General features: G+C 39.8%; 11 protein-coding genes. 9 read left to right on the top strand and 2 right to left on the bottom strand.

The features are described 5' to 3' along the window. The first annotated feature begins 310 nt into the window (after positions 1–310). The gene (locus tag PK547_02385) at positions 311–1,822 is read left to right on the top strand and encodes an HD domain-containing protein (protein HPR91560.1); all 1,512 of its coding nucleotides are present in this window, start codon (positions 311–313) and stop codon (positions 1,820–1,822) included. 216 nt (positions 1,823–2,038) lie between these two features. Here PK547_02385 and PK547_02380 read toward each other — a convergent pair whose 3' ends face one another. Together PK547_02380 and murD are read right to left on the bottom strand one after the other, a co-directional pair. Continuing rightward, complete coding sequence (locus PK547_02380; protein HPR91559.1) at positions 2,039–2,470, bottom strand: hypothetical protein; 432 nt, start codon at positions 2,468–2,470, stop codon at positions 2,039–2,041. Positions 2,471–2,472: 2 nt separating this feature from the next. Next, the gene (murD, locus tag PK547_02375; protein ID HPR91558.1) at positions 2,473–3,912 is read right to left on the bottom strand and encodes a UDP-N-acetylmuramoyl-L-alanine--D-glutamate ligase; all 1,440 of its coding nucleotides are present in this window, start codon (positions 3,910–3,912) and stop codon (positions 2,473–2,475) included. Positions 3,913–4,108: 196 nt separating this feature from the next. On the opposite strand from murD, the gene PK547_02370 reads away from it, so the two are divergent. The 8 genes from PK547_02370 to ychF form a co-directional block, all read left to right on the top strand. After that, positions 4,109–5,056, top strand: coding sequence for a hypothetical protein (locus PK547_02370; protein ID HPR91557.1), 948 nt, complete (start codon positions 4,109–4,111; stop codon positions 5,054–5,056). Beyond that, complete coding sequence (locus tag PK547_02365) at positions 5,053–5,814, top strand: ZIP family metal transporter (GenBank protein HPR91556.1); 762 nt, start codon at positions 5,053–5,055, stop codon at positions 5,812–5,814. The genes PK547_02370 and PK547_02365 overlap by 4 nt, the downstream gene beginning before the upstream one ends. Positions 5,815–5,915: 101 nt before the next feature. Continuing rightward, on the top strand, positions 5,916–6,284 hold the full coding sequence (locus tag PK547_02360; GenBank protein HPR91555.1) for a hypothetical protein: 369 nt from the start codon (positions 5,916–5,918) through the stop codon (positions 6,282–6,284). Positions 6,285–6,500: 216 nt separating this feature from the next. Beyond that, positions 6,501–7,094 (top strand): hypothetical protein, encoded by a 594-nt coding sequence (locus tag PK547_02355; GenBank protein ID HPR91554.1) that lies wholly within the window; start codon positions 6,501–6,503, stop codon positions 7,092–7,094. Between the two features lie 298 nt (positions 7,095–7,392). Further along, positions 7,393–7,752, top strand: a complete 360-nt coding sequence (locus PK547_02350) for a hypothetical protein (GenBank protein HPR91553.1) — start codon at positions 7,393–7,395, stop codon at positions 7,750–7,752. Positions 7,753–7,755: 3 nt separating this feature from the next. Beyond that, complete coding sequence (locus tag PK547_02345; protein ID HPR91552.1) at positions 7,756–7,980, top strand: GreA/GreB family elongation factor; 225 nt, start codon at positions 7,756–7,758, stop codon at positions 7,978–7,980. Positions 7,981–8,057: 77 nt separating this feature from the next. Further along, positions 8,058–8,990, top strand: coding sequence for an FAD-dependent oxidoreductase (locus PK547_02340; protein ID HPR91551.1), 933 nt, complete (start codon positions 8,058–8,060; stop codon positions 8,988–8,990). A gap of 105 nt (positions 8,991–9,095) precedes the next feature. Continuing rightward, on the top strand, positions 9,096–10,102 hold a 1,007-nt coding region (gene ychF, locus PK547_02335; protein HPR91550.1), incomplete at its 3' end, for a redox-regulated ATPase YchF.

Here is a 10,102-nt window from a genome sequence, read left to right as displayed (position 1 = left end):
TTAGAATAGAATATACAATTTAGTCGGTATACAGCTGACGGCTTATCACTACCTTTATTCCCTGACAGCATGATTTTCTTCCCCTTTGGGGAAATAAATCTCTCTCCTCAAATTGCTGCCACTCATGAATATAGAAATGATAATCCGTTAGCTGTATGTTGATTAGATAAACCTTTTATAAGCTGTTAAAAAAAGTTTAGAAGGAGAGAGCTAAACTTTTGCCACTCAACGTTACAAAGAATTATTGATTCTAATTGTAACTTTGAGTGGTTTTTTGTTGACTCAAGTTATGGTATATTGTTTAGAGGTTATGGCAGAAGATAAAAACCAATTAAATATAGAAATTCCCAAAGTCGTTCGCGAAGCGCTTTTGCTTTTAAAGACTCAAAATTATGAGGCTTATTTAGTCGGCGGCTGTGTTAGAGATTTGCTTCTGAATAATCCTGTTCATGATTGGGACATTACCACCAACGCCACGCCTGAAAATATTCAGGCGCTTTTCCCCCACAGCGTTTATGAAAATAAATTCTTTACGGTCAATGTTATTACCGATGAAGCAGAGCCTAGTTTGAAGAATTTAGAAATTACTACCTATAGAAGCGAAAGCGGCTACCTAGATAATCGCCACCCCAGCGAAGTACAAGTGGTTGATTCTCTTAAGGAAGATTTGTCCCGCCGCGATTTCACCGTTAATGCTTTAGCCTTAGCTTTTCCCGAAATGATAGTAGAAGATTATTTTGCTGGTAAAAAGGACTTGGCTAATAAGATTATCAGGGCAGTAGGCAACCCCGATGAAAGGTTTCAAGAAGACGCCCTGAGAATGATACGTGCCATTCGTTTCGCCTGTTCTCTTGATTTCACCATAGAACCGCAAACTCTTTCCGCCATCAAAAATAGCAGCGCCTTAATAAAAAATATTTCCACCGAAAGGATTAGAGACGAGTTTTTCAAAATTATTATGACGCCCAGAGCCAAGTGGGGTGTGCAAGCTCTTTCTGAAAATGGTTTATTAAAATTCTTTTTGCCGGAATTGGAAGAAGGCATCGGTGTTACTCAAAACAAACACCATATTTATACAGTTTGGGAACACAATCTTAATTCTTTGGATTATGCAGTTTCCCAGGATTATTCCTTGGAGGTCAGGCTGGCCGCCCTTTTTCACGATATAGGTAAACCTCGCCGTAAGGGTGGCGAAGGGAAAGAGGCCACTTTTTATAATCACGAAATAGAAAGCGCTCGTATGTTTAAGACCGTGGCCAATCGTTTGCACTTTAGTAACATTTTGTTGGATAAAATTTATACGCTAGTGCGCTACCACGGTTTTCTTTACGAAGTCGATGTTACTACTGATGCCTCTTTACGCCGGCTCCTAATAAAAGTGGGACGTGAAAATATGGAGGACCTTGCTAAGGTTAGAGAAGCCGATAGAATCGGCTCAGGTTGCGCCAAAGCCAATCCCTTTAAATTGAGGCACTTTTTATTTAGGATAGAAAAAATTCTTAAAGAACTGGATGGGCAGAACCCCGGCCTCAAAATGCTTAAAATAAATGGGAACGATCTTATTAGTGAGGGGATTGAAGCTGGTCCTCGGCTGGGATATATTTTAGGAATTCTTTTGGAGCTAGTTATAGAAAACCCAGAGTTTAATGAAAAGGAAAAGCTCCTTGCTAAGTCTCAGGAGCTTAATCAAAAAAGCGATAGCGAACTAATCACCCTGTCCGAAAAAGCGAAAGAAATTTATAGAGACACTCTAGACGAGTCGGAAAGTGAAATAAAAAAGAAATATTATGTCTCTGACTCTAGCGCCAATCCCCATGCCTAGTTTGCCAAAGAAAGCCTAATCAGCTAATATGGGAAATCGCATGTGGGCGTTTTCCTCGTTTGGATATTAGAAATTGGCCATTAGTCATTTTGCTTTCTTTCCGGTTTAGACATTGGACATTAGAAATTAGTCATTTATTCCCCCTGGGTGTAGTGCAGTAGTTAACACGCGGCGTTCGGGACGCCGAGATCGTGGGCGCGCATCCCACCACCCAGACTATTTTTGTTCTTTATTGAAATAGCCGTTGGCATTCATTCTGTCCAAAGCCTGACTGGCTAACGTTTCAGCTCCGCTCACTAGCTGTTGGCGGTCTATTTCGTTATCGCTGGTAATATTGCCGTTGGCCACTTTATTGGCGTAGAGAATGATTTTTTCATCATCCAGCCAACTGTCTATCAGCTCATTAAGCATTTTAATTTTTTGGTTGCTTGTCATATTTGGCCACTCTTCGTCCATCCACGGATATGTTAATTTGTTGTCGGCGGTGTTTTTGCTTTGGGCGGAAGCATAAATAGAATCAAAAGTAACAGCTTCAGGGCTTTCTCCCCTAGCTTCCATTTGTCTTTCCACGAATGTTGCCACATCGGCTATTTCTGCCATATGGCATTCTCCGTCAGAATAAAAAGTATCAGGAGTTTTAAGCGACATATCTATTTGAATATTTTTTTAACAGTTAAATTGAATTTGGCTCCACGATCAAACTCGTTTTTAAATTTTTCAAAACTGGCACTCGCTGGCGAAAATAAAATAACATTGTTGCTATTTTTTAATCGCGGCCAAACGCCCTTCAAACAATCCTCGAGGTTTTCTAGCACCAAATAGCTAGAGCTGTATTTTAGCTTATACAATAAATCGACTAACTTTTTAGTTCCTGACCCATTTAACAAAATAAGATTATTGGGGGGAATTTTATTTTTAATCGTTTTTGCCAATTCTCTATAATCTAGATTTTTATCAGTGCCGCCTGTTAACAGAATTAAATTAATTGTAGGTTTAGCAAATCGCCTGAGGGCGGCTATGGTAGCATCTGGGGAAGTACCGGCGCCGTCATTAATAATGGTCAGTCCATTTTTTTTATAGACAATTTCTTGACGTAAACTGATTTGAGGTAAATCCTTTAAAGCTGATTTTACCACAGTCCAAGACAACCCATAGAGGTGGCCGGCCAACATAGCCTCCATAAGATTCATAAGATTATGTTCGCCCCAATCTCCGCGGAATTCTTTTATATTCAGGATAGTAATAACATTTGAGTCTTCTTTAAAATATAAATTGTTGCCGGTTACATAAAGGCCATTCAAATCTTTGGGTAATTTTTTGGCAGAAACAAAATATAAATGACTTTGCGGTTTCAATTTAAGAAAAAACTTTGTCCAAACATTATCCTTATTTAATATGAGATAGCTGTCTTTATCTTGGCTCTTAAAAACATTGGCTTTGGCAGTGGCATAGGCCTTCATACTGCCATAACGGTTTAAATGGTCTGGATACAGATTGGTAATGACGGCCACTTTTGGACCATTTTCTTTTACTAATTCCAGTTGCCAAGCACCTAGTTCCAAAACCACAGGTTGATTTTTCTTTAAATTATCCAAGAAGGAAAGCATTGGCACATCAGAAGAATTTCCTCCTACAATAGTGGTTGGATTGCTTTTTTTAAGAATGTGTCCTATCCAATTAACAGTGGTAGTTTTGCCGCGCGTTCCGGTGACTGCGATAGTGGGGTTATTATTGAATTTAAAAAAAAGAGAAGCTTCATTAACTATCTGCCTTCCAGCTTGACGCGAGGCGTTAAGGTAGGGGCTTTGAAGTGGCATGCCCGGATTAGCTACAATGATTTCATTGTTTTTGAAATCAGAAACCAGATGCTTACCTAAAGTATATTTTATTTTTTGTCCGTTAGTCTTTATTTGTTTCAAAGAGGTTTTTAATTCAGAAGCTTCTTTTAAATCAGTTACCGTAACTATGGCCCTGTGCTTTAAAAGCCAATTAGTAGCGGCTAATCCACCTCCCAGTACGCCTAAACCAGCCACTAGAACTTTCTTGCCCCGAATGAGCTGCTCGATTTCATTTTTTTTATAATCTGTCATTTGCCTATAAAGAAATTAATGTTTTTTGATTCTTTTCCATTCTAGTCTGTTTTAATCATTTTTGCCATTTTTTACTGCATCGCTAGTGTAATTTTTTTGCCCCCAAATTTTGCCTTATTCAAGTAAGATTCCAATTTTTAAAGAGAAAGATATTGACAGCTAGGTAGTGATAAGGCTATTGTAATACTATTAAACTATGACTATAGAATCTTTTATTTTCAAGAGAAAAGAAAGCTCACCAACTGAGGCGAATGAGTCCGTTTTTGACAAGGAGATTTTGAACCAGGAAACCATTAAGGCGTTGCAGGATGATGTTTGCTCCGTTAGCGCTAGTGAAGTAGAAAATCATAAAATCTCGTGGCAAGAAAAATTAAAAGACTCAGAATTAAATGATATGGTAGAGGCGGTTTTTGCCTTGCCCGCTGTTCTGAGAACAGAGCAAAGCCTAGAGAAAATTAGAGACACTTTGGAAAAGGGGAATAATCTAAATGCTGATACAAAGAATATCTTAAGAAATGAACAGGTAGCAGCTCTAAAAGATTTGTCCGAAGCTTTGGGCGCATTTTCCCATTATCTGATGATGAATGATAAAAGTATAGAAGAGCTCCAAATGTTTTGGAAAATTTACGAGAACTATAGCCGTGAAAAAAATGCCTATTCATTATTTAACGAAATTCGTTCTGGAATTTTGGGACAAGTAGCTACCGAGCATCTTATTCAGAGTTTGGGTCTCAATTGCTCAGCGGCTAATTGGGAAGAGGACGTGTTTGAAGGAACAGATTTAATTATAAGCAATAAGGGAAGAGCTCCTGACGTGGGAAGATTGCAGGTTAAATATAAACATGCCTTTGACAGGTTAGAGATAATTGACGTCAAAGAGTATAATCCTACTTTTTCTGTTGAAGCGTCCCTAGGCGCTACAGGCAAAAATTTAACTCATTTTATTCCTGACACATCTTTTGATAATTTAAAACATAACTGTAGTCCAGACGAGTTAGCTTATTACATTAGGATTCCAGACAAAAATCCTGACGGTTCTCCTACGGTAGACCATATTACCGGCATTCCTTCGGATGCGCTTATCCAGGATTTTCAAAACGAGAGTCGCAAAGTTTTTAAAGATAATTTTATTACAACAGAATGACTTTCTTGCTTATATTGTTAGCTAACCTGCTGGTTAGTTTTATCTCCATTTTTACCTTCGGACTTTTGAGCATTAACCACAAAAAGCTAAATAGTTTTCTTTTGGTTTTTATTGCTTTTGCTGCTGGGGCTTTATTAGGGGACGCTTTTATTCATATCTTGCCTGAGAGCAGCACCCTCATAGGCAGCGCGCCAGCCTTCATTGTTGCTCTCTTGGGATTTAGTATTTTCTTTCTTTTGGAAAAGATATTGCATTATCACCATTGCCCCGAACCTAATTGTGAAAAACAAGATTTTGAAGACAAACTTTTAAAACCAGTAGCCAAATTAAGCTTACTTTCCGATAGCATTCATAATTTTTTCGATGGGCTTGCTATTGGAGCTAGTTTTTTAATGAGCTCTCCTTTGGGTTGGGCGACTACCTTCGGAATTATGGTTCACGAAATTCCCCAAGAGTTAGGCGATAATGCTGTTCTGCTCTATAGCGGGTTAAAAAGGAAGAAGGTGCTTTTTTATAATTATCTAGTTAGTCTTACTTCTTTTCTGGGCAGCCTTGTGACCTATTTCTTGGGTTCGCGTTTAGAGACTTTCAATAATTATGTTTTGCCCTTTGTGGCTGGCAGTTTTATTTATTTAGCCGCTTCGGATTTAGTCCCCGAATTAAAAGAGGAAAAGCATTTTGGTCATTTTGTTTTAGAGTTTTTGGGTTTTCTTTTGGGCATAGGAGCAATGTTTGCTATTTGGATGGTGGGCAAATAGATAATTGTTTGACAACATCAATTTTAAGTGGTTAAATCTTGGCATCCTAATTACGTTGTAGGATGCTCTTTTACAGTAGAATATAAGGAAAGGGAGGTTGTATGGGAATACCGGCGAAGGATGTTTTGGAAAGTGGCGCCCCATGTTTTGACGAGAATCGGAAGAGTGACCTTGTTTATCTCTATCAATACTCTTCTGGCCTTATCTCTAGGATAGTGAAAAACTGCCACCTGCAAACAGAAAAAGCAATAATCATCCAGAATGACAGTTCTGAACTGAAAGTGAACGCCTATATTCACAGAACCGGAAAAGGGGCTAGGCTAGGGATTCTTATAGTTTGGCCCACCCATCTTCCCGAGCTATCCCAAAACTTTTGGGACCGCCTTTACTGTGAATTGTGTCGGGACATCACGGCCCTAGAGAGGAGGGTAGAAAATGAACAGCTCTGCAATCAAAACTATAACCAGTGAAGAGGAGGTGAGGCAATTTGTAGAAGAAAGGCTAGGCGCTAGTTTTGTTGTTAGGGTGAGTAGATTTACCAAGCTCCCCCATGGCATGTCTAGGGTGAAGTATAGAATTTCCTCCGACAAGAGTTCAAGAATAGCAAGTCTACTTATTGATAACTTTTTTTCGTTGGAGGATCGGAAAGATTTTCAAGACCTTATGCATGTCATCCACGAGCTGAAATGCTCCAAATGCTCGGAAAGGAGGTTAATATGATTGACCCTGGTTTGTTAATGCAGGCAACAACTAGTTTGAACAATCAGCTTAACGCAACTGGCAGCCAGCCCTTAGAAAATTCTAGTAGCAATCACCTCAAAGAAGAGTGCTTCAAGATTGCTACTGTTTTACGGGCTTATCAGGGCTCTCCATTGCGTGATGAGGCTATATTGGTATATCCGTTTATTCTCAACATTGTTTCCAAAAAGAAAAGAGGACAGACGGATTTTATAGTCAGGGTGAGCAACGCTCGTCTTTGTGCCGCTTGTGAGGTCTATTATCGTCCCGAGCATAATACTACTCTGTACAAGAACATCGAGACAGCTTATGCCCGCTGCAACGATGTCTTGGACACAGTAGTAAAGTTCGTCCACAATGAGGAGCCTCTCGTGGTTCGAGTTTCCACGGGGTGTTTCAACTATCGGTCTGTGCCCTATACTGTTTCTAAGAAAAGATTCCAAGGCATGCCTCTCGTGGAAATCGAGCTTCATTCGCGTTTTCAGTCTGATCAAGAAGACCAGATTTTACCGCTGTTGAACCGAGTAAGGGGTTGCATTTAGCAATCCACAAACCAAACAAAGGAGATGGCAAAATGCAAAGAGCGCAAACACGCAAGTGCACCTTAGAAACACTAGGGCAGGAGCTTTCACGTCCTTCAATGTCTGTTGATTGCCGATGGTCCGAAAGCCATACTGAAGTCACTCTTATAGGTATAGGCTCTAGGGCTGTGGATGACCGGAAAGTCGCAATGTTTTATGTTCCAGTGACCTGCACTAGCAAGAGGCATGTCATGGATAGAATTAATACTATCCTTGATAGCCTTGACAGTCTCAATGAATCTAAAGGAGGCGCTGACCTATGAGACCAATCGTTAGAGCGAGAATGGACTCTCATGAACGGGCTCGTCGGACACGCGAAGTTAAGCTTTCTCAAATGGTGCTTCGCCGCGTCGAAAAGGTTTTTGCAGACGAAAACGAGAGCATTGAAGTTAGAATCGTCAAAGTTTGCAGAATGGCGACACTGTATCCGGACATGCATTTCTGCATGGCTGACGCAAGTGCCGATGTAACCATTAATTACGAAAAGGCTAACAGCTTTAACGTTATTCTTACCTATGCGGATAGAAAGGGATTTATACCCTTTGGCGCCTTGGCCGATTCCTTGGCATCTGAAATTCTTGACAAAATAGGCGAACTTCTCGACGAGTCGGAGGAATAACCTGTGATTGCCAAGAACGGTACCAGAGTTTTGGTAAGGGACCTTAATACAAGACAGGAAAGACTGTTCGTTATAGGAAAAGACTCCCTTTTTCAAAATGATCAAGTCGATCCTGATAGCCCAACGGGGAAAAGTCTCTGTGGGCACAAGATTGATGAGGTCATTAACCTCATTACCCCCGAAGGAGAGAAGGGCAGCTATGAGGTTTTGGACGTTTTGAAAATATAGCACTTCTTCGAGCCATCCTCATACACAGGATGGCTCTTTTTTTATTTTCTAGGGAGCATGTGTTAAACTAATTTGCTATGGAACAAAATATTTACGACCTCATAATTATTGGAGCTGGTCCAGCCGGCCTAACTGCTTCTATCTATGCCTCTCGTTATAAAATGAGAAATATGGTTATAGGCAGCTTGCCTGGCGGTACTATTTCAGAGGCATGGATAGTAGAAAATTTTCCAGCCTTTAATCAGATACCTGGAGCTGAGTTAGCCCAAAGGATGTATGAGCATGCCAAGGAATTGGGGGCTGAAATGATTTTAGATGATGTCAAAGATGTCTCTCGTGAAGACAGATTCTTCAGAATCACTATTACAGAGGGTAAAGAATATTTGGCCAAAAATATCCTTATCGCTACAGGTAGTCAAGCGAGAAGATTAAATTTACCTGGTGAAGAAAAATACCTAGGCAAAGGGATTGTTTACTGCGCTACTTGCGATGCTTATTTTTTTAAGGGCAAGACAGTGGCGATAGTCGGAGCTGCCAATAGCGCTATTACCGCTGCATTACTTTTGAGCACTTTGGCTGATAAGGTCTATCTAATTTACAGAAGTGAAAATTTAAAAGCCGATCCAGTTTGGGTTGATAAAGTAAAAGCAGATGCTAAAATTACTCTCATTGCTAATACCAATATTTCTGGTTTGGCCGGTGAAAATAAATTGGAAAAAATTATTTTAGATAAACCATATAATAATTCTACAGAATTGGCTGTCGACGGCTTATTTATAGAAATAGGTGTAGTTCCCAATACTGTTTTAACCAATAAAATCGGCGTAAAGGTTGATGAAAAAGGCTATATTGTAGTAGACGGCGCTCAGGCTACTAATGTCCCAGGCGTTTGGGCTGCTGGAGATATTACTAATAACTCAAATAATTTGCATCAAGTTATTACCGCTTGCGCTGAGGGGGCAGTGGCTGCTAATGCTATTTTTTTGTCCAAAGAAAGGGGTGCTGTTTAAGTTCAAAAAATTGAATTTGCTAGTTGAGTTAAATTTAGTTTGGACTTTAACCTTGTCGTCGTTTACTCTTTATAAACTTTAAGAACTTTATAAACTGATTCTCGTATGGCTTTATCTATTGGCATTGTTGGCCTTCCCAATGTAGGAAAATCTACTCTTTTTCAAACTCTGACTAAAAAACAGGTTGATATTGCTAATTATCCATTTTGTACCATTGACCCTAATGTAGGCGTTGTAGCTGTTCCGGATGAAAGAGTGGAAAAACTAGCAATGCTTATGAATTCAGCGAGAAAAATTTATACTACCATTGAATTTGTAGATATTGCTGGTTTGGTTAAAGGCGCCAATAAGGGCGAAGGATTGGGTAATAAATTTTTGGCCAATATTAGAGAAACAGATGCTGTTCTCTATGTGCTTAGAGCCTTCGCTAAAAACGATATCATTAACACCGAAAGTTCCATTGACCCTATTCGCGACAAAGAAATTTTGGATACGGAGCTGGCTCTCAAAGATTTAGAAACCATAGAAAAACGTTTGCGAGAAGTTGAAGGAGAAGCTAAATCTAATGTTAAGGGAGCTCGTGAAGAGCAAGAAGCGCTAATGAAAGCCAAGCAATTTTTAGTTACTGGCCAGATTCTTTATGGGCAGGAATGGACGGAGGACGAATACAAATATTTGAATAGTTATCAGCTTTTGACCATTAAACCCCGGCTTTATCTTTTAAATGGCAGGGACGAAGAAGTTCCCGCCAGTATTATAGAAAAATTTAAAGCCAACGATTGGCCTTATTTAATCATTGATATTCTGACTGAATTTGAAGCTTCTGAGTTTAGCCGTGAAGACAGGGCCTCTTTAGGTTTGCCCTTAGAGTCGGAGTTAGACATGCTTATCCAGGAATCGTATAAACTTTTGGACCTCATCACTTTTTTGACTACTGGTCCCGACGAAACTCGTGCCTGGACGCTAAAGAAAGGATTAACAGCGCCCAAAGCCGGCGGAGTTATTCACTCGGATTTTGAGACTCACTTCATTAAGGCCGAAGTTATTAATTGGCAAGAGCTGATAAACAAAGGGGGTTACGCCAAGGCTCGCGAAGACGGTCTTATAAGAAC

This window comes from Candidatus Paceibacterota bacterium (genome assembly GCA_035404205.1).
Taxonomy (GTDB): domain Bacteria; phylum Patescibacteriota; class Minisyncoccia; order UBA6257; family JAVHQB01; genus JAVHQB01.
This window is presented reverse-complemented; position numbering and strand designations above follow the sequence as displayed.

Coding starts and splice junctions, on each gene's coding strand:
- PK547_02385 (HPR91560.1), top strand. CDS start 311: ATGGCAGAAGATAAAAACCAATTAAATATAGAAATTCCCAAAGTCGTT.
- PK547_02380 (HPR91559.1), bottom strand. CDS start 2,470: ATGTCGCTTAAAACTCCTGATACTTTTTATTCTGACGGAGAATGCCAT.
- murD (HPR91558.1), bottom strand. CDS start 3,912: ATGACAGATTATAAAAAAAATGAAATCGAGCAGCTCATTCGGGGCAAG.
- PK547_02370 (HPR91557.1), top strand. CDS start 4,109: ATGACTATAGAATCTTTTATTTTCAAGAGAAAAGAAAGCTCACCAACT.
- PK547_02365 (HPR91556.1), top strand. CDS start 5,053: ATGACTTTCTTGCTTATATTGTTAGCTAACCTGCTGGTTAGTTTTATC.
- PK547_02360 (HPR91555.1), top strand. CDS start 5,916: ATGGGAATACCGGCGAAGGATGTTTTGGAAAGTGGCGCCCCATGTTTT.
- PK547_02355 (HPR91554.1), top strand. CDS start 6,501: ATGCTCCAAATGCTCGGAAAGGAGGTTAATATGATTGACCCTGGTTTG.
- PK547_02350 (HPR91553.1), top strand. CDS start 7,393: ATGAGACCAATCGTTAGAGCGAGAATGGACTCTCATGAACGGGCTCGT.
- PK547_02340 (HPR91551.1), top strand. CDS start 8,058: ATGGAACAAAATATTTACGACCTCATAATTATTGGAGCTGGTCCAGCC.